Genomic DNA, 24,865 nt, shown 5'->3' on the forward strand with positions numbered 1-24,865 from the left:
AGTTTATTGCAGCTTTTTATTCGATAAGCCCAGGCTGCTGGCCAGGTTGGCCAGGCTGAGCAGGGAGGAACGATCGCCTTCGGTGCTCTGTTGCTGCATCTTCAGGATCAGACTGGATATCGTAAGATTCTTGATGTCGTTGGTAGAAATATTGTATTTCTCAGCAAATTCCTTGATGCGTGCCAGCAGATCGCCGCCGCCATTGGCGCCATCGCCCAGCAAAGCATTCTTGATCTGTGTGGCGTTTTCGCTTTCGTTCACCAATCGATCGAATCCTTTCGCATTGGATATCTGGTTGATGATGTTCTGGAAGAACATGGTTTCGCCGCCAACGATATCGATCCTGGCCGATTTCAGGGCCTCGGCCAGTACATCAGCCTGCGCGTTGGCAATATCCTTTTGTATGTTGATCTGTGCCAGTGCGATGTCTTTTTCTTTCTGCAGGAGTAGCTTGAACTCTTCGTGGTCTTTGCCCACAGCGTCCAGCTTCTTCATGGCTTCTGCCTTTTCCTGGATACCGGCTGCTTCCGCAAGGGCTTTTTCCTTTGTCACTTCGGCCTGGGTCAATCCTTCTTTTCGTTTTGCATCGGCGAGTTTTTCAATCACGGTAGCGTCTACGGTACCCTGTCTTTCGGCAGCTTCCGCTTTCGCCATCATTACCTCTGCTTCTGACAATCCAAGGGTCGCTTCTTCACGGGCCTGTGCTTCGGCCAGTATTTTACGGGCTTCTGCCTGTTTAACGGCTGCTTCTTTTTTCGCTTCGGCGTCGATGATCAACTGCTTGGCTTTTTCTTCTGCGGCTTTCTTATCAGCTTCAGCGGCTTTTACCGTATAGATCAGCTTTTCTTCTGCCTGGCGGCTGGCTTGCGTGATGCCGACCGTTTTCTCCCGCTCTACGGCGCGGAATGCTTCGAGGTCTTTTACTCCCTGTTGTTCCTCCACCACTCCTTTCTCGAGGCGTACGCGTTCGCGGATCACGTCCTGGATGTTCTTGCGTTCTACTTCCACTGTTTTTTCCTTCTCGATCTGTGCGAGGGTGACGATCTTTTCACGCTCAGTGGCTTCGAGGGCGCGGTCTTTCTCAACTCTTTCCGTTTCTACGGCGTCGGTCCTTTGCTTGTTCTTTTCGGCGATGATGATCTGGCGCAGTTTGTTCTCTTCCTGTACGGCCAGCGACTCATCGGTCCTGATCTTGACGGTTTGCGCTTTCAGGCGTTCTTCTTCGCGCACCTTGATGATCTCTGCATTTTCGCGGGCGCGGATATTGTCGATCTCTCTTTTTTGTTTCTCTTCTTTCTCTGCCATCTGGCGGTCGAGTTCGAGGATCGCTTCACGGGCTTCCACATCCTGCTTCTTGATCACCTTTTCTTCTTCACGCTTGATGAGGTTGGCTTTGATATTTTGCTCGGCGGTGAGTTCTGTGATCTTTTTGATACCCTGGGAATCGAGGATGTTCTGCGCGCTCAGGAACTTGATCTCGGTTTGTTCGAGGTAGTCGATGGCGCAGTCGTCGAGGATATAACCATTGAGGTCGGTGCCGATGATGTTCAGGATCTCGGTCCTGAATTCGCGGCGGGCTTCATACAGTTCTATGAAGTCGAATTTCTTACCTACCGTTTTGAGGGCTTCGGAGAATTTGGCTTCGAAGAGGTTGCGGAGGGTGTCGACATCACTGGCGCGGTCGGTGCCGATGATCTGGGCAACATTGAGTACATCGTCGATGTTCTTGTTAACCCGTACAAAGAAGGCGACCTTGATATCGGCCCGGATATTGTCTTTACAGATCAGGCCATCGTTTTCCATCCGGTCGATCTGCAGTTTTTTGACGGATATATCCATGATCTCCATCTTGTGGAGGATGGGGATCACATACATACCTCTGTTGAAGGCTACTTTGCCGCCTCCCACACCAGTACGCACGATGGCCTTGCCCTGCGGTATCTTTTTATAAAAAGTGGCGAATGCAAACAGTAAGATAAAGATCAGAAATACGATTCCTCCGATAAGCAGCAGGCTGATTCCTCCTAAGGCTCCCATAATGTGTAGTTATTTTAAGGGTTTAAACAGTTTATTTGTCAGGGTATGTAAAATTGTGCTATACAACGTTAGAAAGGTTGATCTCTGGTACAACCAGGTAATATTTTTTATCGGCCGATTCGTCGGCGATCATTACTTCGGCATCGTAGGCGATGGTTTCGCCGGTCTTGCTCTTTACATTGACGCGGATCACATCGCTTTGAACCTTCAGTTCGGCCGCGCCGATGGTATCGCCGGATATGGTAGAACGCATACGGGCGATTCTGCCTAACAGTTCAGTTGGTTCTTCTCCGTTATAGCCCATGGCTTTGTAGATTTTGACCAATGGTTTGGTGGCAAACCGGGTGATGAGGAAGGCCACCAGGAATGCCGGGAGCAAGATGAAAACAGACTTCCAACCCCAACTGGCAAGCCCCAGTGTAACCGAGCTTACGAGGGTTACGATCCACGCTATGAATTTGAAGGTGGAGTAAACTACCATAAAAGGCACCTTGCCGATGTTCACAAACTCCAAAGCTTTTTGGTAAAAAGGCTTGTCTTCTACAGCGTCACCCACCTCAGCATCTGAATCCACATCGGTATCCAGGTCGGCGCCATCGAAATCGAGGTCGGTTTCGACACCGCCATCGCCGAAAAAGTCGCCGGCTATAAAGGTAAATATCCAATAGAGGGCTGTTATGCCGGTTAGCACCGTCATGATCGCATTACTCAGTGGATGGAACAACAGGTCGAATAGTCCGGTCATAGTTTACTGTGGATTGTCGGGTATACCCAGTTTATCCTTGATCGCTTTAAGATCCTTTTCGATCGACAGGGTATCATCTTTCACTAATTTATTCAATTCGTCTTTCAGGCTATTTTTATCCCTGGCTATTTCTCCATACGCCTGGGCCAATGCCTCCTGGTCTTCCACTTTATTCTTCATGCGCTCGAGCATGGCGATGGTGCCGTTATTATCGAGCTGGGCCAGTTGTTTATTGACCTGCTCGGTTGCCTTGCTCACTTTTACCCTGGCCTTCAGCGTACGCAATTCTTTTTCCCATTTCTCCAGGTTGTCTTTCAATATCTCCGTGTTCTTCAGCATTTCCCTCGACGACTGCTGCAAGGTAATAACCTGCAGGCCTAAATCTTCGGATTCTGCATAAAATTTCCGGCGCAGGGAAAGGGCTTCTTTAGCCAGTTCTTCGGCCTTGCCAATTTCGACCTGGCCTGCCTGTGCTTTTTGCATGATCAAGATCGCTTTTTCTGCATAAACCAGCGATTCTTTCTGACATTGTTGCTGTTCATTTTCAGTGCGTATAGCCAGGGCCTTTACCTTGGCGTAGGCCTCGGTGGCTTCGGTGAGGTCTTGCCGTAATTCCCGCAGGCCCTGTTCCGTCATTTTGACGGGGTCTTCCATTTTGTCAACGGCAGCATGTATTTCGGCCTGGCCTATCCTGAAAAGTCGTTTGAAGATGTTCATGATAGAATATTTTTAGATGTTAGTATGACAGGTTTTGTGGCGTCACAATTTTGAAAAGTCTATGATCTGCTGGCTGTATTCGCTCAGCAACAGGCCGAGGGAGTTAAGCGCTCCCTCGAACTCATTGAAATCGATGTTTTCCAGTTGCATGGTATACCTGAAAAGCACCTTATTGCCTTCTTCGTTGATGACGAAAGCCCCGTGGATGGTATCCCGGTTCTTTTGCAGCAGCTTTTTGAACATGCCGCCATGGTCGTCTTTAAAAGAAAACAGGAACTGCTCCATGATCAGGATGGGTGGGGCGATGCCAATGATCAGGTTATGAATGCCATCGGGTTGGTTGTCGATCTTCAGGATGCCCGTAGGTTCATGCTTATACAGGATCCTGCACTGGAGTCGTTTAGCAAATCCTTCTATGGTGTCGATGTAATTCATCTGGTTTCTTTTGGGAGCTACGTAAACAAATCTAAAACATCTGTCGCTTGAGTGCAAAAAATATTAGCACTTAGGATAAAAATAATTACAACTATATTTGTAAGGATGTCGAAAATAGGAGTCAATATCAAGAAGATCAGGACCACCAAAGGCCTTAGTCAGCAGGCTTTTGCCGACCTATTTGAGCTTACCAGGGGGAATATTTCCTCGTACGAAGAAAACAGGGCCGAGCCGCGGATCGAAACCCTGGTCAAGGTTGCAAATTATTTTGGCATACCGTTAGAGCAATTTGTGGGTCAAAACCTGACAATCAACGAAATATTGAAGTTTAATGGCGACAAGCTGATCGGGGAGGAGAACCATATCATTAACCTGCAATTGCGGGAGGTTCCCTTTATCAACGATAATATTTATATGAAATGCTGCTACCGGGAGCTTGCTTTCAATGAATGGGCAGCTTTTCCGCGGCTGGTGCTCCCGGAAACGAACAACCACAACCTGGTGGCGCTTACTTTCAACCAGAATATCCCCCACCATGCAGCTACACCCGCCTGGCAAATGCACGATGTGTTGGTGTTTGAAGAAGTGACCCAGCAAAATATCCATCTATGCGACAAGAAAACTGGCCTTTTCACGGCAGAGCGGGAGATCATGCTCGGCCAGTTCGACATGAAAGGGGCGGTGCTCGACCTGGTGTTAAATGACTTTAAGAAACAGCGATTCGATTTCAAGCATGCCCGGACTTTCTGGAAGATTTTCGCCGTGTATCAGCACGCCGTCTGACAAAATTGCTTCCGGCATAGGTTTTGGGTGACATACTACAATTAAAAAAGTCTGTAAATATTGATTTACAGACTTTTCTTAAATTAAGCTGTGCGGATGACAGGAATCGAACCTGCACTCCTCGCGGAACCAGATCCTAAGTCTGGTGCGTCTGCCAGTTTCGCCACATCCGCAGGTAACCTGGCGTCCCTTTCTACTCAAAGCTAAGTTGAAAAGGAGTGCAAAAGTATGAGTTTTAGTCAAAAACAGAAAAACACTTTCTTTTAATGTAAATTCGTTGGTATAGAATATGGATACTGTAGCTGCGATACCGAAATACAATTTGAACGAGGAGCAGGAGAAGAAGCTGATACTTCGTGAATACCGTGCCTTGTTACGCTCTCTGAAGCCTAAATTAAAGCCCGGCGATAAGGAATTGTTGCGTCATGCCTTTGAAATGGCTGCCGATGCGCATAAAACAATGCGTCGCAAGAGCGGTGAACCCTATATCCTACACCCGCTGGCGGTTGCCCGTATCGGGGTGGAGGAGATCGGACTTGGTGTGCGCTCGTCCATATGCGCCCTGCTGCACGACACCGTAGAAGATACTGATATCACCCTGGAAGATATTGAAAGGGAGTTTGGTTCGGAGATCGCCCGTATTGTAGACGGACTTACCAAGATCGCCAACGTTATCGACGTCAATGCCTCTCAACAGGCAGAGAACTTCAAAAAGATATTGCTGACCCTAACCGATGACCCCCGGGTTATCCTCATTAAGCTGAGCGACCGGCTGCACAATATGCGCACGCTCGACAGCATGAAACGGGAAAAGCAACTTAAGATCGCTTCCGAAACCGTGTATGTGTACGGCCCCCTGGCTCACCGGATGGGTTTGTACAATATCAAAACGGAAATGGAAGACCTTTCCATGAAGTACCTTGAACCGGAGGCTTACCGCGAAATTGCCCGTAAGCTGGCAGAGACCAAGCGCGAGCGCTCGAGGTATATCAATGAGTTTATCCGCCCGATCCGGGAAAAGCTGGAAAAGATCAATTTCGAGTTCGAAATATATGGCCGCCCCAAGAGCATCCATTCCATTTGGAATAAGATGAAGAAAAAGGGCGTGTCGTTTGAAGAGGTATATGACCTCTTCGCCATCCGGGTGATCCTCAATACCACACCGGATAAAGAAAAAGAAGCCTGTTGGAAGGTGTATTCCATCATTACCGACGAGTACACGCCTTCTCCCGAACGTTTGCGCGACTGGCTCAGTAATCCCAAATCGAATGGTTATGAAGCCTTGCACACTACCGTAATGGGCCCTCAGGGTAAGTGGGTGGAAGTGCAGATACGCACCAAGCGGATGAATGAGATTGCTGAGAAAGGTTTGGCTGCCCACTGGAAATACAAAGAAGGCACCAACGATGAGAGCCGTTTCGATAAATGGTTCCAGCAGATCCGCGAAGTGCTCAATAATCCTGATAATGATTCCATCGACTTCCTCCAGGACTTCAAGACCAGCTTCCTGGCAGAGGAGATCTATGTCTATACGCCAAAGGGAGATGTGAAAATGTTACCGGTCGGTTCCACGGCACTGGACTTTGCGTTCTCCATCCACAGTGCGGTGGGCTCTCAGTGTATCGGCGCCAAGGTGAACCACAAACTAGTGCCCATTAGCCATAAGCTGCGCAGCGGCGACCAGGTGGAGATCATTACTTCTGCCAAGCAGAAACCTTCGGAGGACTGGATCAATATCGTCGTTACCGCCAAGGCGAAAAGCAAGATCAAAGATGCGCTGAAGGAAGAAAAGCGCAAGGTGGCCGACGAAGGCAAATACACCTTGCAGCGCAGGGTGGAGGGTATGGGGGCAGCTTTCAACCAGCATAATGTTGATGTGCTCACTGCCTTCTATAAGTTGCAATCGCCCCTCGACCTGTATTACCAGATTTCTGTCAAAGCGCTGGATCTTAAAGAACTGAAGGAGTTCCAGGTGCTGGGCGATAAGCTGGAGCCACCTAAGCCCGTAAAGCCGGTGGTGGAGATCAAGACGGAACATGCAGGTATTCCTAAAAAAGATGCTGAACTGATCATCTTTGGTGAAAGCAGCGATAAGATCGTATACACGCTGGCCAATTGTTGTAAGCCTATCCCGGGCGATGATGTATTTGGTTTCGTGACCACCGGAAAGGGGCTTACCATTCACCGCACCAATTGTCCCAATGCTACCAAGTTACTTTCCAATTACGGGCACCGCGTAGTGAAGACCAAGTGGGCCAGAAATAAAGAGATTTCCTTCCTTACCGGTTTAAAGATCGTAGGCATCGACGATGTGGGTGTTATCCACAAGATCACCAACCTGATATCGGGCGAAATGAAGATCAACATCAGCGCTATGACCATCGAAGCAAAGGATGGTTTGTTCTATGGCAATGTGAAGGTCTATGTTCATGATAAGGATGAGCTGGACGACCTGGTAGACAGGCTGAAAAGATTGCCCGGTATTGAAACGGTCGACAGGTATGATGCAGAAGCCTAATGCATTATGATTGAATGTATTTTTCCCCTATCTTAGTATTACGGTTATAGTTATACAAGCACACCTTTATTACCCTTTTGTAATCCGTATTGCTATGCAGCTTAAGACTGCCCTCAACTGTCTTGAGCTTAGATCCCTTTTTACGAAAAACACATTAGTCAACCAAAATTGAACCAACATGAGAAAGAAGCCTAATATGGTGACCTAGTTACCAGTTTCCTCTCCTGAATAGACGTGATAATTCTCCAACCTACTTTCGAATCTTAAGATCTTCCGTACCGCATCCGTGCCGGCAACAGGTTATGGGCAAGCCTTGCTTTGCCCCTACCGAAGATGCCACTTGTGCGGTTACCCCAGCAACTCTCCCTGTTGACCCTTTTCCCTAAAGCCCGTACCAGGTTCGTGCTCAAACCGGTGCAGCAGGATACTGCTATGCCTGTACCCGGTTCTTTATAACACATATTCAAAAACAAAAAGCTACACCAGCATGAGACAAATGTTGAAACAAGCCCTGCTTGTATTCATGATCGCTGCGCTACCAGCACTGCTCTGGGCGCAGGTACCTGTATCGGGTACTATTACCGATGCATCCGGCAAACCAGTGCCGGGGGCATCGATCCGTGTAAAAAATTCCAATCTTGGTACCTCTACGGATGCCAACGGGAAATTTTCATTCACTGTTCCCGGCAAAGGAGGTACCCTTGAAATTTCAGCCATCAGTTTTAAATCACAAACGATAGAGGTAAGTGCCGCTAGTGCCGGCTTATCGATCCAATTGGTGGAAGACGTGGGTAAGCTCGATGAAGTGATCGTAACCGGTTTGGCCACCAGTGTTAAGAGAAGGAACCTGGCCAACGCTGTGGCCACCATCTCCAATAAGGAACTGACCGGAGGTGCGCCGGCACAAACCCTGGATGCCGCCATGAACGGAAAGATCACCGGCGCCTATATCAATGCCAACTCCGGTGCGCCGGGTGGTGGTATTTCTATCAAACTGAGGGGTGTTACTTCTGTATTCGGCAATACACAACCGCTTTTTGTGGTGGATGGTGTATTTGTCGACAATACCGCCACTCCTGCCGGCTTGAACACGGTAACGGCTGCTGCCCGTGGCGGTAGTTCCTCCAACCAGGACAACCCATCGAGCCGTATTGCCGACCTGCGTGCAGAAGATATCGAGAACATCGAGATACTGAAAGGCGCTTCGGCTGCTGCGATATATGGTTCCAAAGCGGCAGCAGGGGTTGTACTGATCACTACCAGGCGCGGTAAGCCAGGACAAACAAAAGTCTCTTTTGCCCAGGATCTTGGTTTTGTGAAGATCCGCAAGTTCCTGGGTGCACGTACCTGGACGGCCGAACGTGCTGAAGCTTTGGGCGGTAGTGATGCTGCCACCCGGGCAGCCCGCAAGCAGGAGTTTCTCGATGCGCAAGCCGCAGGAAAGATATACGACTATGAGCAAGAAATGTATGGGGAAAAAGGCTTTACCCGTAATAGCGCGCTGAGCGTAAGTGGTGGTGGTGAAAGAACTTCTTTTTATTTCTCCGCATTCCAGAAAGATGAAGAGGGCATCGTGCAGCGAACCGGTTATCGCAATAGCGGCCTCAGGCTTAATATAGATCATCGATTGAGCGACAACGTAAAGATCGGAGTAACCGCCAATTATATCAATTCGTCTGCAGACCGTGCGCTCACCAATAATGATAATAATTCAGTTACGCTGGGGGTTGCACTGTCATCTACTCCCAGTTTCACCGAACTGCATCCCGATCAGTTCGGTAACTACCCGCGCAATAAATACAGCGCTTCTAATCCGATAGAGACACGTGACCAGGTCACCAATAATGAAGCTGTAGACAGATTTGTTACGGGCGTTAATGTGGATGCGATCTTCCAGAAATCGGCCAAATCTACTACCCGGTTCATTGGCCGTGGTGGTATTGATTTTTATAGTCTGAAGACAACGGCTTTGTTTCCCAGTTCGCTGCAGTTTCAACAGGTAGCTGAAGGAACGAATGTGCAAGGTTTTACCAGGAGTCTGAATGCCAACTACATCGTTTCGCTGGTGAACAATTTTATAGCCTCTCCCAGTCTGAATTTTACGACCTCTGCGGGTATTACCCAGGAGCAGGGAGACTATAACAACCTGATCAATGTGGCGACTAAGACGGTTGCCAACCAAACGAATGTTGACCAGGGAAGTGCTTTAACAGCCCAGCAGCTGAGAAACAAGTACCAGGACAATGGCATCTTTGTTCAGGAAGAGGTGGGGATCATCGATGCGATCACGCTGACTGCGGGCGTGCGCTTTGATAAGTCGACCAACAATGGTGACCCGAACAAATATTATGCTTATCCGAAAGCGGCTTTTTCCTGGAACCTCACCAATTCAGTGATCGAGAACAGTTTTTTTGATAACCTGAAAGTGAGAGCAGCTTACGGACAGGCAGGTAATTTCCCTGCCTTTGGAAGTAAGTTCACCCTGATGAATATATTCAATATCGGAGGAACTACGGGTTTGCTGGTTAGCACCCTTCGCGGATCGCCTAATATTCAACCAGAGCGTACTTCCGAGATGGAAGCCGGCGTAGATTTCAGCGTGTTGAAAAGCAGGGTCAATTTTGAGATCAGCTTCTACGAAAAGCGCATCAAGGACTTCTTATTGCAACGTCCTGTTGCAGGTTCTACGGGGTTTTCGACAGAGTGGGTCAATGCGGGTGACCTGAGAAACCGGGGTATTGAAATCGGTGTTAATGCACAGCCGATCGTTAATAAGAATGTACGTTGGAATACCAACCTGAACTTCTGGCTGAACCGGTCAAAGATCACGAAACTAAACATTGATCCTGTTGTATTGGGCGTATTTGGCAATACGCTGGGTACTTTCAAGATCGAGGAGGGCAAACCAGCCACACAGATCGTGGGTATAGATGGGGCTGCCGGTGTTGTTCAGCTGGGCGATGCTGAGCCCCGCTTCCAGATGAACTGGTTCAATGAGCTCACCTTCCTGAAAGGTTTCAGCCTGCGGTGGTTGTTCCATTGGAAGGAAAAAGGCGATGTGATCAACCTGAGCGAACTGCTTACCGACCTGGGTAGTACCAGTCCGGATTACGATGACCTCAACAAAGACGGTAAGGCGAGCGGACCTGCGCGCATTGCCAATGTGGGTGTGTCGGCCCGGCAGTTTGTGCAGGATGCGGGATACCTGAGGTTGCGTGAGGTTGCATTGTACTATACGTTCCCGAAGTTGCCGGTGAATTTTGTAAAGGGACTTCGGGTAGGGGTGTCGGCCAACAATTATTTCACCAGCACCAACTACAAGAATTACGATCCTGAGGTATCGAACTTCGGTACGGGATTCTCGACAGGTGTTGACGTTATGCCTTTCCCTTCCTCTAAACGCGCCACTTTCCATTTGCTGGTTGACTTCTAACATCAAAAAACAATTATCATGAAGAAGAACTTCATTAGTTATATATCGGGTCTGCTTGTAGTGTTGACTATCATGTCGTCCTGCAAGAAGGAGATCGGGAGCCTGAATGGTTCTACGATCGAAGAGCTTTCGTCGAACGCGACTAAATTTCAGTTGAACAACGTGGTAACGGGTACAGAATCGGGGATGCGCAATTCGCTCGATTTCTACCTGGATGCGGTGGGCATGATCGGACGGGAGATGTACCGGTTTGCCGGTTCGGAGCCCCGTTATACTACCGACCTGCTTGGCGGTGGCAGCGCTACGTTGAATAACAATACGTTTTACCTGACCAATTCCTGGAATTCTCGTTACAGGGTGGTGAAGAATTGTAATATATTGATCCAGGCTACCAATAATTCTTCCCTGGTGAAACCGGAAGAAAAGAAGGGTTACCTGGGTTTTGCCAAGACTATCAAAGCGTATGAGCTATTGCTTAACCTGAACCTGACCCAAAACAACGGGATCCGCATCGAGGTGGCAAATCCCGATAGTCTTGGGCCGGTGGTGTTGTATCCGGAAGCGCTCACTACCATTGCGGGTTTATTGGATGAGGCAAAAACCGACCTCACTGGTTCCGTGTTTGCGTTCAAGACTACCCTGGGCTTCAATGAACCGGCAGGATTTATCAAATTTAACCGCGCTCTGGCAGCCAGGGTGGCAGTGTACCGGCAGCAATGGGCGGCGGCATTGACAGCACTCAACGAATCGTTTTTCAACCTGAATGGGCCTTTCAATGCAGGAGCGGATCATATCTATTCCACGGGGCCCAATGATCAGCTGAATCTGACGTTCTTTCCACAGAATCAAAATGGGGAGATCAGGCTGGCGCATCCCTCTTATTCAATTGATATTACCCCGGGCGACGACCGGATCGCAAAAGCTACTTTGAGGACGTCGGCTGCGTCTCTGGATAATCTCACCAGTAACCGCGATGTGTGGGTATATACGTCCAGTACGGCGTCCATGCCAATCATCCGTAATGAAGAGTTGATCCTGATCTATGCGGAGGCAAAGATCAACCTAACTCAATTTCCCGATGGTATTGTTGCGCTGAACCGTATCCGGACGGGGCATAACCTGCCACCTTATGCCGGTGGTATAACGCTGGCTGCCCTGACCACGGAAATGCTGAACCAGCGCCGGTTTTCGCTGTTCTTTGAAGGGCATCGCTGGGTGGACATGCGTCGTTACAACCGCTTGAACCAGTTGCCGCTCGACAGGGCAGGGGATGATGTGTGGGAGAAATTCCCGCTGCCTTTAACGGAAATGTAATTTATTGGTAATTAAACGCCTGACAGGATTGCCGGTACACGCAGATAAGCAAAAACCGGCAATAACCTGTCAGGTTTTTTATTTCCCGTTTTTGCCACATTCGCCTATTTTTGCCCTCCCGTTTCTTAGCGGATTCAGCAAATCATACAAATACTCAGATAGATGGTTGATGTTTTATTAGGTCTTCAATGGGGCGACGAAGGCAAAGGGAAAATTGTGGATTATTTTGCTCCTTCCTACGATGTTATAGCCCGGTTCCAGGGAGGTCCAAATGCAGGTCATACCCTGTATGTTAACGACAAGAAAGTAGTTCTGCATCAAATCCCTTCCGGCATATTCCATGAGAATACCACCAACCTCATCGGTAATGGTGTGGTGCTGGATGCGGTGACCTTACGGAGGGAGTGCGATATCGTGCAATCTTTTGGCGTTGACTTTCGCAAGAATCTCTATATTTCCGAAAGAACGCACCTGATCCTTCCTACGCACAGAGCGCTGGACAAGGCTTCTGAACTGCAGAAAGGCAATGAGAAGATCGGATCTACCCTGAAAGGGATCGGACCTGCCTATATGGATAAAACCGGCCGTAATGGTCTGCGTGTGGGAGACCTGCTCGATAAGAGCTTTACTACACAGTATATCAAGCTGCGTTTGAAGCACCAGAAGCTGCTCGACAGCATGAACTTCCATGAGGATATTTCGGCCTGGGAAGAAGAGTTCTTTGATGCCATCGAATTCATGCGCCAGTTCAAGATCGTTAATGGCGAATACTTTATAAATGACAAGATAAGCCAGGGCAAAAAAGTGCTGGCTGAAGGTGCACAGGGCAGTATGCTGGATGTTGATTTCGGCACCTTCCCCTTTGTAACTTCTTCCAATACCATTTCTGCTGGTGTTTGTACCGGTTTGGGTGTAGCACCACAGAAGATCCGCGACGTGATCGGTGTAACGAAGGCATACTGTACCCGCGTGGGCAGTGGCCCGTTCCCTACCGAACTGCACGACGCTACCGGCGAAGAGCTGCGTAAGATCGGTAACGAATTTGGCGCTACCACAGGACGTCCCCGCCGTTGTGGCTGGATCGACCTGGTGGCCCTGAACTTTGCCTGCATGGTAAACGGTGTAACCAAGCTGGTAATGACAAAGGCCGATGTATTGGATGCCTTTGAAGACCTGCAGGTGTGTACTTCCTACGTAGTTAATGGACAAAAGACCAGGCAGGTTCCATTCCAGATGACCAAAGTGAATATCGAGCCAGAGCTGAAGGCCTTCAAAGGCTGGAAGCAGGATACTTCCAAGCTGAAAACAGCTGCTGAACTGCCTGAGGTAATGAAGCAGTATGTTGCCTTCATCAATGAATATCTCGGTGTGAACGTGGCCTATATTTCCAATGGACCAGGCCGGGATCAATTGATAGAAATATAGTATTTCTGTTGAAATATTTGTTTCTTTCGGAAGGGAATGTATCTTACTGAATATCCAATAGAACCGGTGCCCGATCGTAGTTGCAGCCCCTTGCGGAGATTAAAAATTATGGTTTTATTATGAGTGCTCAGTGGGCTGTTTTTACGAGTAAATTTTTTTAATAAAAAAGTTTGGCGAATTGAAAACTTCGCTGAAATTTACAGCATAATCTTACCAGACAATGGCAGCAAAATCTGACAAAGAAAAAAAGACCGGCGGCAGTCCTGCACCAAAGTCTTCTAAGGAAACTCCTAAAAAAGCCTCGCCAAAATCTAAGAAAGAAGAGGATGAGGATGATGAAGACCTTGAGGATGATGATACCGAAACAACACCCAAAGCCTCCAAGAAAGGAAGTAAGACTGCTTCCAAGAAAGGAGACGAGGAGGATGACGATGATGATGACGACGTCGAAGACGACGAAGTAGATGATTGGGATAAGGTAGAGGAAGACGAGGAGTGGGATCCTGACTTCGAAGAATTTGATTTACCTAAGTCGAAGACCAAGAAAGCTGGTTCAGGCGGTGGTAGTACTGGTGCAGGTAAGAAAAGTGCCAAAGATGATGACGATCTTGGCATCGATGATGAATTCAAAGACATGGATCTCTTCAACGATCGTGGTTTTGACGATGAGGAGGATGATTTTTAATCAACGCGTTGATGAGGCGCTACTGCAATAGTGAGCAGAGGTTTTACATCATTCCCGATAAAAGATTTTCAGCAAACAAAATTGCAAATGTTGAACTGGTGCAACCGGTTCAACATTTGTTGTTTCTTAGATAACCAGCATTATCCTTCCGCTCTCCATCGTTATGAATGTTTGCTGGCAGCCGGCGCGACACACACGTTACAGGCAACAACCGGCGACAATGCTTTCTCCCTTCTACGTAGTTTCTATGAGCTCCACAAAGATTGGCTCTTTGGTCACCTTGCTTATGACCTCAAGAATGAGCTGGAGCCTTTGACCAGTAATCACCCCGATGGTATTGGCTTTCCCGACCTGTTCTTTTATGTGCCAGCAGTGATCCTGCAACTCGGAGAAACTGAGTTGATGATCGGTACGTTGCAGGACGATGCCGAAAGTATTTTCGAGGCCATCATGGAGATGCCAGCGGAAGACCAGGTTAAAAAGGGCGGAGGTTTCTCTGTTCAGCCGCGGTTTACGCGCGATGAATACCTACAGGTGATCAAAGATCTGCAGCAGCATATTCTCCGTGGTGATTGCTATGAGATCAATTTTTGTCAGGAGTTTTATGCAACAGCGGTCATCGATCCCTGGCAGGTATATCATGCCTTGTGCGAGGCTTCGCCCAATCCATTTGCAGCCTTTTACAGATCGGGTGATCAATATTTAATGTGTGCTAGCCCCGAGCGTTACCTCAATAAGCAGGGGCAGCGTCTGTTCTCGCAACCGATCAAGGGTACCTGGCAGCGGGACATTACCAATCAGGTATCTGATCAGGAGAACAAGGAGCAGTTGTTTCATAGTGCCAAAGACCGTTCGGAGAATGTGATGGTGGTAGACCTGGTGCGCAACGACTTGTCGAAGGTATGTGAAGAGGGGAGTGTGCAGGTGGACGAGTTGTTTGGTATCTATAGTTTTCCGCAGGTGCATCAGATGATCTCTACCGTAAGTGGTATGCTGCGACCGGATGTGCATTTTATCGATGCCATCAGGGATACTTTCCCGATGGGGTCTATGACCGGGGCACCTAAACGAAGGGTAATGGAATTGATCGAGCAGTATGAACGTACCCGGCGGGGACTGTTTTCTGGTTCGGTGGGGTACATTACGCCCGAAGGCAATTTCGACTTCAATGTGGTGATCCGCAGTATTCTCTATAATTCTGCAACTCAATATCTTTCTTACCAGGTAGGTTCTGGGATCACTTTTTATAGCGACCCGGTGGGCGAATATGAAGAGTGCCTGCTGAAGGCGGCCGCTATCCGGCGGGTGCTGGGTGGGTAACTGCTGCTGGCGCCAGCTTTTAACTCTCTGACATGAAAAGGGTGGGCTACTTTCTCAGAAATAGCCCACCCCATATACTGAAGCTGTTTACTTTACTTCTTTGGCTGCTACGGTTGCACCGCTGAGCAACATTTGAACTGATTCGTTCAGGATAGCGTACTTATTGGCCTGGAACACTTCCATCTTATCGGAAGGAAGCTTGAGTTCGTAGGCATTATCGGCACTGGCCATTTTCTTGTCGAAGTCGGGATTATACCTGTTGAAGGTATTTTGATCCATAGAAATGTGACGGGCGATCACCGCTGAATGGTACTTACCGGATACGGTTACACTCTTTGTATTGGTAAGTTCAGATGCGCTCAGGTCCCTGCGGAGCAGGTACGTGGCGGTAACACCCATTTGTTCTTTGGCTTCGGCCTTGGTGAGTGTGGTTACACTTCCCTGACCTTCAAAGATATAATGCGTTCCAATGAACTTCTTTACGTGCGTCCTGGATTCGGCCGGCAGGTAATACTGCAGGTTCCAGAAGTTGCGGCTTCCGCTTTTGCGGATAGCACTGTATACGTTGCCGGGGCCACCGTTGTAGGCAGCGATGACCAGTAACCAGTCACCAAACTCGGTATACAGATCTTTCAGGTACTTGGCGGCGGCGTGCGTACTCTTGTAATAGTCCTTACGCTCGTCGTAGGTACGGTTTACTTTAAGACCCAGGATGCGGGCGGTAGCCGGCATCAACTGCCAGGGGCCTACGGCGCCTGCCCAGGAAACAGCTGAACGTTTAAGTCTGGATTCAATTACGGCCAGGTATTTCAGCTCGGTGGGAAGGCCATACTGACCCAGGATGTTCTCCATCATGGTAAAGTACGGGCGACCCCAATCCTTGATCTCCATCAGGTCTTCTGTGTTCTTCTCCATATAGTCCTGTACGAAACTGATGGCGCGTGGGTTCAGCCTTACAGTCGAATTAGCTTCGAACAGTGAGGTAAAACCCGGATCGGCCAGAGAATCTGACTTAGCGGGAGACTGAATCGTGTCATTCAACACGATGGTTGCCTTTAGTTTACGGGCTTGTGTTGATTTGGCTGCAGGCTTTTGGTTAGAGGTTTTTTTCTTTCCTCCGGTATCAAACGCCATGAGTAACCACACCAGACTTAAAACGCTGGCATAAAATAGCTTTCTTTTCATCATCGTTTTTTTAGCACAACAATGCCGACTCTCAGGTATGGATTAAACGGATGATGTTTTAAATAGGTAAAGGATCGTCTTTGATAGGATAGAAGAAAAAGGTTGAGCAGAAGATGACGCCGGGGAGTCGAGATTTGGGCCTTTCATGTTATCCGGCGAACCTGTACTGCAGCATCCACTGTTGGGATAGCTGGAGCAAATATAATTCGCGGAATCGGTTCGTCATAATCTGCAGACCATAAGGCATGCCATTACTGTGCCAAAAAAGCGGGATTGAGATACCGGGAATGCCGGTCAGGTTGGAAAAAACTGTAAAAATGTCAGCCAGGTACATGGCGATGGGATCGTCCATTTTTTCGCCCAGCTGGAAGGCGGTGGTGGGAGCGGTGGGCAGGATGAGCGCGTCGAACTGGTTGAATACCATATTCGTCTTTTCGACCAATAGTTGTCTTACTTGCTGGGCCTTCGTAAAATAGGCATCGTAATACCCCGCGCTCAGTACGAAGGTGCCAAGCATGATCCGGCGCTTGACTTCCCAGCCAAACCCGTCAGATCGGCTGGTCTTATAAAAATCTGTTAAGGAGAGGTCTTTTTTTTCCACATCGGGTGTCCGGTAGCCATATTTTACCCCATCGAAGCGCGATAAGTTGGAGGAAGCTTCGGCGGTGGTCAGGACGTAATAGGTGGGTACGATGTAGTCTAAATACTCAAAATCGACTGCTTCTACGGTATGTCCGTCGGCGCGGAGCTTATCGATCAGACCGAAGATATTGGTCCTTATTTCTTCATCGAGTGCCGGGCTTTCCAGGGCTTCTTTGAAATAAGCGATCCGTAAAGACGTTGGTTTTGAATCGATTGCAGCAGAGTAGGCCGGTACTTCTTCAGTTGCCACGGTGCTGTCGAATTCGTCGGGACCGGCGATTGTTTCGAGTGTGCGGGCCACGTCGGGCACGTTGTTGGCGAAAATACCGATCTGGTCGAAGGAGGAGGCATAGGCAATGAGGCCAAACCGGGAGATGCGGCCATAGGTGGGTTTGAGGCCCACTATACCACAAAAGTCGGCCGGCTGGCGTACCGATCCACCAGTATCGCTGCCCAGGCTCACCATACAAAGGGCGGCTTGTACAGCAACGGCGGCGCCACCGGATGAACCACCGGGTACCCGGCTTTCGTCGATGGCGTTGAGTACGCTACCGTGTGCAGAGTTTTCGTTGGTGGAACCCATCGCAAACTCATCGCAGTTGGTATTACCTATTATAATGGCCTCTTCGGCGAGGAGACGTTCTACGGCGGTTGCACTATAGATCGAGGTGAAGTTGCCGAGGATCTTCGAAGCGGCAGAGACGGGATGGTCTTTGTAGCAGATCACATCCTTGAGGGCGATCACTACTCCATGGAGTTTACCCAACGGCTTGCCGGCTGCACGTTGTGCATCCAGTTTAGCTGCCAACTGCAAAGCCTCCACGTCGTAGACCTGGAGGTATGCATTCAGATGGCGTTTCTGATCAATATTTTTCAAATAATGCTGTACTGCGGCTACGCAAGTGGTAGCGCCAGAAAGCAGATCAGCATGGTAATGGGTTATTGACTGGTAGGTAAACAAATCCTCGTGCCGGCTTTGAGAGAACAAATCGGTTTGGTATCCCCTTTATGGAAGATGAATTATTGAGCGGGAGTAGTAGGCGCTTTTTTGTCCTTCTCGTTCATGCCGTCTTCAATCTCTTTCTTCACATTGCTCTTGGCATCGTTGAATTCGCGGATACCTTTACCGATACCCCTCATGAATTCAGGGATCTTACGGCCACCGAACAGGATCAGTACAGCCAGAACGATCAGCACCCACTCCATACCACCAGGCATCGAGATCATCAGTAAATTGTTAGCTACAAGCATGGTACTCTTTAATTTTTGAATGAAGTACGAAATTACATCTTTTCATAGGTAAAACGCATAATGCACAGCACAAATTACCTGCAATTACTACCCAAATAAGGTATTTCACTTGCGGTTAACAAAGTAGGGGAGGCGTAGAACATAAGTGGGTAGGGGCATTCCGGCGAATCTGTTGTAATGACCGGAAGAACAAACGGTTGCACGGAGAATGATTGCTCACCTTTTTATAATATATAGCCGCAGTCCTGGAGAAATGTGAGCAGGTGCTGGTGGGGTATAGGGAGCCCAGCCACACGCAATGGAATCATCTGGTGCTGCGCTTTACCATGAACTTTCCTGGACCGGGACTGATAGGGTCCTCGGTCGGGATTTGTTCGTGTTTGATTCGGTGTTAAAGCGCACTTTCCTAAAAGAATACCGAAGAAGGAGCGAAGAAGGACATAATGAAAGGCGAAGAAAAAGGGGCTGGGGGTAGCAGGGTTGGCGATGGAAAAAGGCCGGGGAGCGAACGGGGGAAGCATGGGGCAGTGTTTGCGGACCGATTTACAGGAGGGAAGGTGTGGTGGGGGGGGCGAGGTTTTTGGAAGACGAAGGGGAGCGGGGCAGGTAGGCCCGGAGAATGGTAAGGAGCGCCAGAGAAGGCGGCGAAAGCCAGGCGTGCGAGCGATGGAGCTCTACAGGGCCAGGCACCGGGATCGTGGGTAATCAGGCATATGGCCGGGTACACACAGAAGGGGGGGGCAGGGATGGCCTGCCTTATAATATGATAACTACGAGCTGCCGGAGCCGATTAGGGCCAGCAGGGGCATAAAAAAGCGGAACCCGAAGGTTCCGCTCCGTATATCTTGTAACGAGCTGAAGTTTAGCCTTGTGCAGCGACAGCCATACGTTTTTCCTTGATACGAGCGCTTTTACCGCTACGCTTACGTTGGAAGAACAGCTTGGCGCGACGAACACGACCTACCTTGTTCAGTTCAATAGACTCGATGTTGGGAGAGAAGAAGGGGAAAGTCCTTTCAACACCTACTCCGTCAGAAATCTTGCGAACGGTGAAAGTAGCAGTACCACCAGTACCCTGACGCTTGATTACATCACCACGGAAACCCTGGATACGCTCTTTACCACCTTCAATAATCTTATAGTTTACGGTAATGTTGTCACCCGCTTTAAACTTCGGGAACTCTTTACTACCGGTCAGTTGCTCGTGTACGAATTGAACTGCTGCGTTCATGATCTTCAAATTTTAAGGAGGGCAAAGGTAACTGTTTATTTCAATTTTCGGCTATTTCTACCGAATTTATTTATCTGGCCACGTTTACAGAGCGTTTTTCCCGGATCACGGTTACCTTAATCTGGCCGGGAAATGTCATTTCGGTCTGTATCTTCTGGGCAATCTCGAACGACAGTTTATCGGAATCTGAATCGGTAACCTTTTCAGCTTCAACAATTACACGCAGTTCGCGACCTGCCTGGATAGCGTAGGCTTTTTCAACTCCATTGTACGACAACGCCAGGTTCTCGAGGTCCTTGATACGCTGTAAGTATTGTTGCATGATCTCACGACGGGCACCGGGACGGGCGCCGCTGATGGCATCGCAGGCCTGTACGATGGGGGAGATCACGTATTGCATTTCCATTTCGTCGTGGTGGGCGCCGATGGCGTTCACTACGGCGGGGTTCTCACCATATTTTTCGGCGAGCTTGGCTCCCAGCAGGGCGTGGCTCAGTTCGGACTCCTCATCGGGCACTTTACCAATGTCGTGGAGCAGGCCGGCGCGTTTTGCCAGTTTGGGGTTGAGGCCCAGTTCGGCTGCCATGATACCACACAGGTTGGCTACCTCGCGGCTGTGCATCAGCAGGTTTTGACCGTAAGAAGAACGGAAACGCATTTTACCAACGATACGCACCAGTTCTTTGTGCAGGCCGTGGATGCCGAGCTCGATCACGGTACGTTCACCGATCTCCATGACCTGCTCTTCGATCTGGCGACGGGTCTTTTCCACGATCTCCTCGATACGGGCAGGGTGGATACGACCGTCAGTTACGAGACGCTGCAAGCTAAGGCGGGCGATCTCACGACGCAGGGGGTCGAAGGAAGACAGGATGATGGCTTCGGGGGTATCATCAACGATGAGGTCCACGCCGGTGGCGGCTTCGATGGCCCTGATGTTACGACCCTCACGACCGATGATCTGTCCTTTGATCTCGTCGCTTTCCAGGTTGAATACGGTGATGGAGTTCTCAATGGCCTGTTCGGCGGCGGTGCGCTGGATAGACTGTATGATGATCTTGCGGGCTTCTTTGTTGGCCTTTTGCTTGGCGTCGTCGATGATCTCCTGCTGGAGCGCCAGGGCTTGTGTGGTGGCTTCCTGTTTGAGGCTTTCTACCAATTGCTTTTTGGCTTCTTCGGCGGTGAGACCGGCAATCTTTTCCAGGCGGCGGATGTGCTCTTCCTGGTGTTTTTCCAGTTCCGTACGCTTCAGGTTCACTACTTCTATCTGACGGTTGAGGTTTTCTTTGATCGCCTCATTTTCCTTTACCTGCTTGTCGAGCTGATCGACCTTCTGGTTGATGGTTTGCTCTTTTTGGCGTACCCTGTTCTCAGACTCTCCCAGTTTTCGGTTACGTTCTCCGACCTCTTTTTCGTGTTCGCCTTTAAGTTGTAAGAACTTTTCCTTCGCTTCTAATTGTCTTTGTTGTTTAACTGTTTCGGCCTGAGTTTGTGCATCGGCCAGTAATTTTTTGGCTTGCAATTCGGCTTCGTCTACCTGCCGTTGGGTGTTCTTAGCAAAGATGAATTTGCCGGCGACGATTCCCACCACCAGTCCGACTGCTCCGAGTATATAGGCTAAAGCGTTCGCATCCATTGTGTTTTATTGATTTTGATTGTTCTGTCATATTATGTATCCTCTCTATGTATAGCACGTTGGCCATACTGGAGACGTTAATGTGCGAAAGTACGGAAATTACGCAAGCATTGTTTGACCAGCAAACCTATTTGCATAATTTCTGTTTGCGGGCTTCAGTGCTGCAATGGGTAATAAATGATTTCCACTTATCATTTTGTATGACAGGCGGGAATGAAGGAAGCCTTGTTTTCTTTAATATTGTGGTGTTCACCATTCAAAACCTTCTTACAATGAGACATCTACTACTGGCAGGCGCCTCCATGGCCCTGTATTCTTTAGTTCAAGCCCAAGCACAACCATTTACCCTGAAAGGAAAGGTTCCTCAAGGCGGCGACCCCATCGAATGGGTCTATCTGACCTATTCGGTTGATGGCGACCGTAAAAACGACAGCGCCCAGGTAAAGGAAGGAGCGTATGGCTTCACCGGCCAGCTCCAGAATGCTACCATGGGAAGCCTTCGGGTAAAGTATGCAGCGGGTTCAGAGTCTGCTAAAAGAAGGCCGATGCAACGCGACTACGCCACCGTTTTCCTGCAAGGCGGCGATTTGACCGTCAACAGTGTTGACTCATTCAGCAATGTGAAGGTTACCGGATCGAAAGCCCATGACGAGTATGCCAAACTGAGTGATCAGACCAAACCTTTCAGAGACCGTCAAAAGGATCTGTACAATGCTTATTCCGAAGCCAACAAAGCTGGCAAGAAGGATGAAGCTGCCAAACTGGATGCTCAGATCGACGCATTGTACGAAGAAATGAACGAGAAGGTGTATGGTGCCTATGTAAAGTCTAATCCCAAATCGCCGGTGGCTTTATTTGCCTTTGGGCAATTTGCGGGTTATGACATCAAACCTGAGAAAGTAGAACCGGTTTTTGCCCAACTGCCCAAATCGGTGCAGGAATCAAAAGCTGGTAAAGACTGGAAAGACCGGATCGACATTGCCAAGAAAACTGGCATCGGTCGTTTCGCGATGGAGTTCACCCAGAATGATACCCTGGGCAAACCTGTACAGCTTTCTTCTTTCAAGGGTAAGTATTTACTGGTCGATTTCTGGGCGAGCTGGTGTGGTCCCTGCCGTGCAGAGAATCCCAATGTTGTGGCCGCTTTTAACAAGTACCGCGAAAAGGGTTTCCATGTGCTCGGTATTTCCCTCGATCAGCCCAATGCCAAGGAAAAATGGATCAAAGCCATCCACGACGACAAGCTGACCTGGACGCATGTGTCCGATCTGCAGTTCTGGAAAAATGCCGTGGCCGTTCAATACGGTATCCAGGCCATTCCCCAGAACCTGCTGCTGGATCCCCAGGGTAAGATCATCGGTAAGAACCTGCGGGGTGAAGACCTGCAGAAGAAACTGGCCGAACTGTTCAATTAGTGACAGCCTGTATGCCCTTGGGCATACTTAATAATAAGGGTGGGCGCTCCGCTCCTTGACGGAAGGCCCACCCTTTTTTTGTGTGTATGGACAACGCATTTCGATTTATTCTCCGTCTCTTTGTAATATCATCTATTCAATCTCTACAAATTCTCAACAATCATTGTAAATATGAAGAAGTTTTTATTTATCCCTTTGTCCCTGTCTGTGTTGGTGGTGAGCGCCCAGTCGCTGAACCGGAAAGCTGTTTTTACCAAGGGTCAGCAACTCGAGCGGGTAGCTGCCATCAAGATGATCATTGGTATGGATATGATGGGGCAGTCGATCGAGATCAATAACACCAATACGGTGACTACGCTCGTAGAGGTGAAGAATGCTTCGGCGAAGGATTTTGCGTTGGCCAGCACGGTAAAGCGGGTGGTGACCAGCATGGCCGGTATGGGCCAGGAAATGAGCTACGATACAGACAAGAAGGATGCTTCGGCTCCCAGCGAACTGACCAAGAAGGCCGACGAGCTGGTGGGTAAGACCAATAACCTGGTGGTTGATGGAAAGGGTGTGATCATCAGCAGCGACGACTCGACCACCAAGGATTCCGACAAGGCTGCTTTTATGGGCATGTCCGGTGGCCTGGTGAATATGGGTAATAAGGCTGGCGCCCTGTATGACCTGGTGGCCAACCTGCCCGCGAAAGCTGTTAAAGTGGGCGACACCTGGGTTGATTCGGTGGTGACCAAAGAAGGCAAGACTGTTTCGAACTATAAAGTATTAGAGATAAAAGGTGATGAAGCACTGGTGGGTGTAGACGGCACGGTGGCGCAAAGCGGCCAGGTGGAAAACCAGGGCATGACGATCGACCTGAACATGGCGGGCACTGCCAAGGGCTCTTATACCCTGGAAGTGGCTTCGGGTGTTATCAGGAAGCGTTTGATGGAAATGAATGCTACCGGTACCATGGAAGTGGCTGGCCAATCGATCCCTTTCACCATGAAATTGAACATGGACGAGGGGGTGACCAGGAAATAATTTTATCCCTGCAGCATACGGTCGAGGAGTTTTTCCATGGACTGTAGCTGTTTATCTGCTTCACTCGCCAACAGCGGCTGGTCTCCGGCCGCTTTTTGTTGGGTGGCATACCAGAGTACGACCATGGCTACATAGTCCTGCATGTCCTTTCCGGCAAACTGGGTTTTGAACTCAATGATCTTGTCATTGATGAGTTTTATGGTCTTGCGAACCACTTCTTCGTCGGTCGGAGCGATGCGAATCCGGTAGGTTCGGTCGCCAATAACCACATTTATGGGAATTAATTCTTCCATTGCTTGCAAATTTGGAAAGAGATTTCTATATTTATCCACACAGAATTAACAACTGGATATCTGATACACTTTGGACTCTAATGGATCGTTTTGGATGTTTAAGGATTAGGAAGACCCGTATTCTATGATTACATCACCAAAACCACGCGAACTATGTTTGCAAAAGTAAAGTCATCCATCTTCATTGATGTCCTGACACTCGAATTAGTAGCCCCTATCCGTTCCAGTCTTAAAGCTATCTTACGCGACGAAAAAGGCGAAGAATGCCAGCGTATGGAGGCCAGTGTTCCAAAAGGTGACAACACCGTTACCTGGAAGGGCCTCAATGATCTGCCATACGGCATCTACACTTTAGAACTTTCCCAGGGCGAAGACGAAATGAAAATGCGTTTAGTTAAACGTGTGTAATTCAATTTATTGGCTCAGCATGGCAATACACCGGTCTATTTCCCGGATGTACTGATGCAGGCGTTTGTCCAAATCTTTCTTGTCGGCCTCGTTCAGTTGGCCGGTAGCTGTTTTCAGTGCTGCGATCTTATTCTCCAGCTCATCGATCTTTTTAGCCTGCGTTACATCCCTGGCTTTTAACTCCTTTACCTCTTTTGTTAGCCGGTCATTGTCTTTTTGCAGCACCTGGTATTGGTGCAGCACCTGCTGCAACTTGTCGTGGATGCGTTTCCAAGGTTGCTGATTGTCTGACATGCCTGTAGGTTTTAATTATAGCAGCCGGTTCCGGATGCTACTGCCAGCCATCTACCACTTGCGGTTCCTTGA

Annotated in this window: 21 protein-coding genes and 1 tRNA gene; 10 read left to right on the forward strand and 12 right to left on the reverse strand. The window is 48.9% G+C overall.

The annotated features are described in order from the left end of the window. Window positions 1–3: 3 nt before the first annotated feature. Genes P2H89_RS03205 through P2H89_RS03220 form a run of 4 tightly spaced genes read right to left on the reverse strand, consistent with a single transcriptional unit; the run spans window position 4 to window position 3,934 of the window. A complete protein-coding gene (locus tag P2H89_RS03205; RefSeq protein ID WP_275825053.1) occupies window positions 4–2,037 on the reverse strand; it encodes a hypothetical protein in 2,034 nt (677 codons plus the stop codon). 58 nt (window positions 2,038–2,095) lie between these two features. Beyond that, the gene (locus P2H89_RS03210) at window positions 2,096–2,782 is read right to left on the reverse strand and encodes an OB-fold-containig protein (RefSeq protein ID WP_275825054.1); all 687 of its coding nucleotides are present in this window, start codon (window positions 2,780–2,782) and stop codon (window positions 2,096–2,098) included. A 3-nt stretch (window positions 2,783–2,785) separates the two neighbouring features. Next, on the reverse strand, window positions 2,786–3,499 hold the full coding sequence (locus P2H89_RS03215) for a PspA/IM30 family protein (RefSeq protein ID WP_275825055.1): 714 nt from the start codon (window positions 3,497–3,499) through the stop codon (window positions 2,786–2,788). A gap of 42 nt (window positions 3,500–3,541) precedes the next feature. Further along, a complete protein-coding gene (locus P2H89_RS03220) occupies window positions 3,542–3,934 on the reverse strand; it encodes a YbjN domain-containing protein (protein ID WP_275825056.1) in 393 nt (130 codons plus the stop codon). A 105-nt stretch (window positions 3,935–4,039) separates the two neighbouring features. On the opposite strand from P2H89_RS03220, the gene P2H89_RS03225 reads away from it, so the two are divergent. Then, window positions 4,040–4,717 carry a helix-turn-helix transcriptional regulator gene (locus P2H89_RS03225; protein WP_275825057.1) on the forward strand — a complete coding sequence of 226 codons (678 nt, stop codon included), beginning with the start codon at window positions 4,040–4,042 and terminating at the stop codon, window positions 4,715–4,717. Between the two features lie 91 nt (window positions 4,718–4,808). On the opposite strand, the gene P2H89_RS03230 is transcribed toward P2H89_RS03225, so the two are convergent. Continuing rightward, window positions 4,809–4,890: transfer RNA gene (locus P2H89_RS03230), tRNA-Leu, on the reverse strand. Between the two features lie 116 nt (window positions 4,891–5,006). Between P2H89_RS03230 and P2H89_RS03235 the strand changes: the two genes are divergently transcribed. From P2H89_RS03235 to P2H89_RS03260, 6 genes are all read left to right on the forward strand, one after another. Next, window positions 5,007–7,235, forward strand: coding sequence for a bifunctional (p)ppGpp synthetase/guanosine-3',5'-bis(diphosphate) 3'-pyrophosphohydrolase (locus tag P2H89_RS03235; RefSeq protein WP_275825058.1), 2,229 nt, complete (start codon window positions 5,007–5,009; stop codon window positions 7,233–7,235). A 487-nt stretch (window positions 7,236–7,722) separates the two neighbouring features. Beyond that, a complete protein-coding gene (locus P2H89_RS03240; RefSeq protein ID WP_275825059.1) occupies window positions 7,723–10,668 on the forward strand; it encodes a SusC/RagA family TonB-linked outer membrane protein in 2,946 nt (981 codons plus the stop codon). 18 nt (window positions 10,669–10,686) lie between these two features. After that, on the forward strand, window positions 10,687–11,982 hold the full coding sequence (locus P2H89_RS03245; RefSeq protein WP_275825060.1) for a RagB/SusD family nutrient uptake outer membrane protein: 1,296 nt from the start codon (window positions 10,687–10,689) through the stop codon (window positions 11,980–11,982). A 162-nt stretch (window positions 11,983–12,144) separates the two neighbouring features. Next, window positions 12,145–13,407 (forward strand): adenylosuccinate synthase, encoded by a 1,263-nt coding sequence (locus tag P2H89_RS03250; protein WP_275825061.1) that lies wholly within the window; start codon window positions 12,145–12,147, stop codon window positions 13,405–13,407. Between the two features lie 220 nt (window positions 13,408–13,627). Then, a complete protein-coding gene (locus P2H89_RS03255) occupies window positions 13,628–14,092 on the forward strand; it encodes a hypothetical protein (protein WP_275825062.1) in 465 nt (154 codons plus the stop codon). An 87-nt stretch (window positions 14,093–14,179) separates the two neighbouring features. Beyond that, entirely contained in the window at window positions 14,180–15,412 is a 1,233-nt protein-coding gene (locus P2H89_RS03260; protein WP_275825063.1) for an anthranilate synthase component I family protein, read from the forward strand. An 87-nt stretch (window positions 15,413–15,499) separates the two neighbouring features. Here the strand turns inward: P2H89_RS03260 and P2H89_RS03265 are convergent, their stop codons facing one another. The 5 genes from P2H89_RS03265 to rny form a co-directional block, all read right to left on the reverse strand. Further along, window positions 15,500–16,597: a lytic transglycosylase domain-containing protein gene (locus tag P2H89_RS03265; RefSeq protein ID WP_275825064.1), complete on the reverse strand. Its 1,098-nt coding sequence runs from the start codon at window positions 16,595–16,597 to the stop codon at window positions 15,500–15,502. 148 nt (window positions 16,598–16,745) lie between these two features. Continuing rightward, the gene (gatA, locus tag P2H89_RS03270) at window positions 16,746–18,227 is read right to left on the reverse strand and encodes an Asp-tRNA(Asn)/Glu-tRNA(Gln) amidotransferase subunit GatA (protein WP_345799357.1); all 1,482 of its coding nucleotides are present in this window, start codon (window positions 18,225–18,227) and stop codon (window positions 16,746–16,748) included. A gap of 32 nt (window positions 18,228–18,259) precedes the next feature. Continuing rightward, complete coding sequence (locus tag P2H89_RS03275) at window positions 18,260–18,490, reverse strand: twin-arginine translocase TatA/TatE family subunit (protein WP_275825066.1); 231 nt, start codon at window positions 18,488–18,490, stop codon at window positions 18,260–18,262. An 862-nt stretch (window positions 18,491–19,352) separates the two neighbouring features. Then, complete coding sequence (gene rplS / locus P2H89_RS03280) at window positions 19,353–19,721, reverse strand: 50S ribosomal protein L19 (protein WP_275825067.1); 369 nt, start codon at window positions 19,719–19,721, stop codon at window positions 19,353–19,355. A gap of 70 nt (window positions 19,722–19,791) precedes the next feature. After that, window positions 19,792–21,357, reverse strand: coding sequence for a ribonuclease Y (gene rny, locus P2H89_RS03285; RefSeq protein WP_275825068.1), 1,566 nt, complete (start codon window positions 21,355–21,357; stop codon window positions 19,792–19,794). 272 nt (window positions 21,358–21,629) lie between these two features. Between rny and P2H89_RS03290 the strand changes: the two genes are divergently transcribed. Both P2H89_RS03290 and P2H89_RS03295 read left to right on the forward strand, forming a co-directional pair. Beyond that, on the forward strand, window positions 21,630–22,772 hold the full coding sequence (locus tag P2H89_RS03290) for a TlpA disulfide reductase family protein (protein WP_275825069.1): 1,143 nt from the start codon (window positions 21,630–21,632) through the stop codon (window positions 22,770–22,772). Between the two features lie 171 nt (window positions 22,773–22,943). Next, on the forward strand, window positions 22,944–23,798 hold the full coding sequence (locus P2H89_RS03295) for a DUF6263 family protein (protein WP_275825070.1): 855 nt from the start codon (window positions 22,944–22,946) through the stop codon (window positions 23,796–23,798). A gap of 2 nt (window positions 23,799–23,800) precedes the next feature. Here the strand turns inward: P2H89_RS03295 and P2H89_RS03300 are convergent, their stop codons facing one another. After that, on the reverse strand, window positions 23,801–24,091 hold the full coding sequence (locus P2H89_RS03300) for a cell division protein ZapA (protein WP_275825071.1): 291 nt from the start codon (window positions 24,089–24,091) through the stop codon (window positions 23,801–23,803). Between the two features lie 153 nt (window positions 24,092–24,244). Here P2H89_RS03300 and P2H89_RS03305 point away from each other — a divergent pair, with 153 nt between their 5' ends. Continuing rightward, complete coding sequence (locus tag P2H89_RS03305) at window positions 24,245–24,499, forward strand: hypothetical protein (protein ID WP_275825072.1); 255 nt, start codon at window positions 24,245–24,247, stop codon at window positions 24,497–24,499. 6 nt (window positions 24,500–24,505) lie between these two features. Here the strand turns inward: P2H89_RS03305 and P2H89_RS03310 are convergent, their stop codons facing one another. Then, window positions 24,506–24,793 carry a hypothetical protein gene (locus P2H89_RS03310; RefSeq protein ID WP_275825073.1) on the reverse strand — a complete coding sequence of 96 codons (288 nt, stop codon included), beginning with the start codon at window positions 24,791–24,793 and terminating at the stop codon, window positions 24,506–24,508. Between the last annotated feature and the right edge of the window lie 72 nt (window positions 24,794–24,865).

Source organism: Paraflavitalea sp. CAU 1676, from assembly GCF_029223285.1.
Taxonomy (GTDB): Bacteria; Bacteroidota; Bacteroidia; order Chitinophagales; family Chitinophagaceae; genus Paraflavitalea.

Bases quoted from the DNA above. Each gene is read 5' to 3' on its own strand.
- P2H89_RS03235 (WP_275825058.1), top strand. From the start codon at position 5,007: ATGGATACTGTAGCTGCGATACCGAAATACAATTTGAACGAGGAGCAG.
- rny (WP_275825068.1), bottom strand. From the start codon at position 21,357: ATGGATGCGAACGCTTTAGCCTATATACTCGGAGCAGTCGGACTGGTG.
- P2H89_RS03260 (WP_275825063.1), top strand. From the start codon at position 14,180: ATGTTGAACTGGTGCAACCGGTTCAACATTTGTTGTTTCTTAGATAAC.
- P2H89_RS03210 (WP_275825054.1), bottom strand. From the start codon at position 2,782: ATGACCGGACTATTCGACCTGTTGTTCCATCCACTGAGTAATGCGATC.
- P2H89_RS03305 (WP_275825072.1), top strand. From the start codon at position 24,245: ATGTTTGCAAAAGTAAAGTCATCCATCTTCATTGATGTCCTGACACTC.
- P2H89_RS03295 (WP_275825070.1), top strand. From the start codon at position 22,944: ATGAAGAAGTTTTTATTTATCCCTTTGTCCCTGTCTGTGTTGGTGGTG.
- P2H89_RS03240 (WP_275825059.1), top strand. From the start codon at position 7,723: ATGAGACAAATGTTGAAACAAGCCCTGCTTGTATTCATGATCGCTGCG.
- P2H89_RS03220 (WP_275825056.1), bottom strand. From the start codon at position 3,934: ATGAATTACATCGACACCATAGAAGGATTTGCTAAACGACTCCAGTGC.
- P2H89_RS03300 (WP_275825071.1), bottom strand. From the start codon at position 24,091: ATGGAAGAATTAATTCCCATAAATGTGGTTATTGGCGACCGAACCTAC.
- P2H89_RS03250 (WP_275825061.1), top strand. From the start codon at position 12,145: ATGGTTGATGTTTTATTAGGTCTTCAATGGGGCGACGAAGGCAAAGGG.
- P2H89_RS03275 (WP_275825066.1), bottom strand. From the start codon at position 18,490: ATGCTTGTAGCTAACAATTTACTGATGATCTCGATGCCTGGTGGTATG.
- P2H89_RS03265 (WP_275825064.1), bottom strand. From the start codon at position 16,597: ATGAAAAGAAAGCTATTTTATGCCAGCGTTTTAAGTCTGGTGTGGTTA.
- rplS (WP_275825067.1), bottom strand. From the start codon at position 19,721: ATGAACGCAGCAGTTCAATTCGTACACGAGCAACTGACCGGTAGTAAA.
- P2H89_RS03290 (WP_275825069.1), top strand. From the start codon at position 21,630: ATGAGACATCTACTACTGGCAGGCGCCTCCATGGCCCTGTATTCTTTA.
- P2H89_RS03310 (WP_275825073.1), bottom strand. From the start codon at position 24,793: ATGTCAGACAATCAGCAACCTTGGAAACGCATCCACGACAAGTTGCAG.
- P2H89_RS03245 (WP_275825060.1), top strand. From the start codon at position 10,687: ATGAAGAAGAACTTCATTAGTTATATATCGGGTCTGCTTGTAGTGTTG.
- P2H89_RS03255 (WP_275825062.1), top strand. From the start codon at position 13,628: ATGGCAGCAAAATCTGACAAAGAAAAAAAGACCGGCGGCAGTCCTGCA.
- P2H89_RS03205 (WP_275825053.1), bottom strand. From the start codon at position 2,037: ATGGGAGCCTTAGGAGGAATCAGCCTGCTGCTTATCGGAGGAATCGTA.
- P2H89_RS03225 (WP_275825057.1), top strand. From the start codon at position 4,040: ATGTCGAAAATAGGAGTCAATATCAAGAAGATCAGGACCACCAAAGGC.
- P2H89_RS03215 (WP_275825055.1), bottom strand. From the start codon at position 3,499: ATGAACATCTTCAAACGACTTTTCAGGATAGGCCAGGCCGAAATACAT.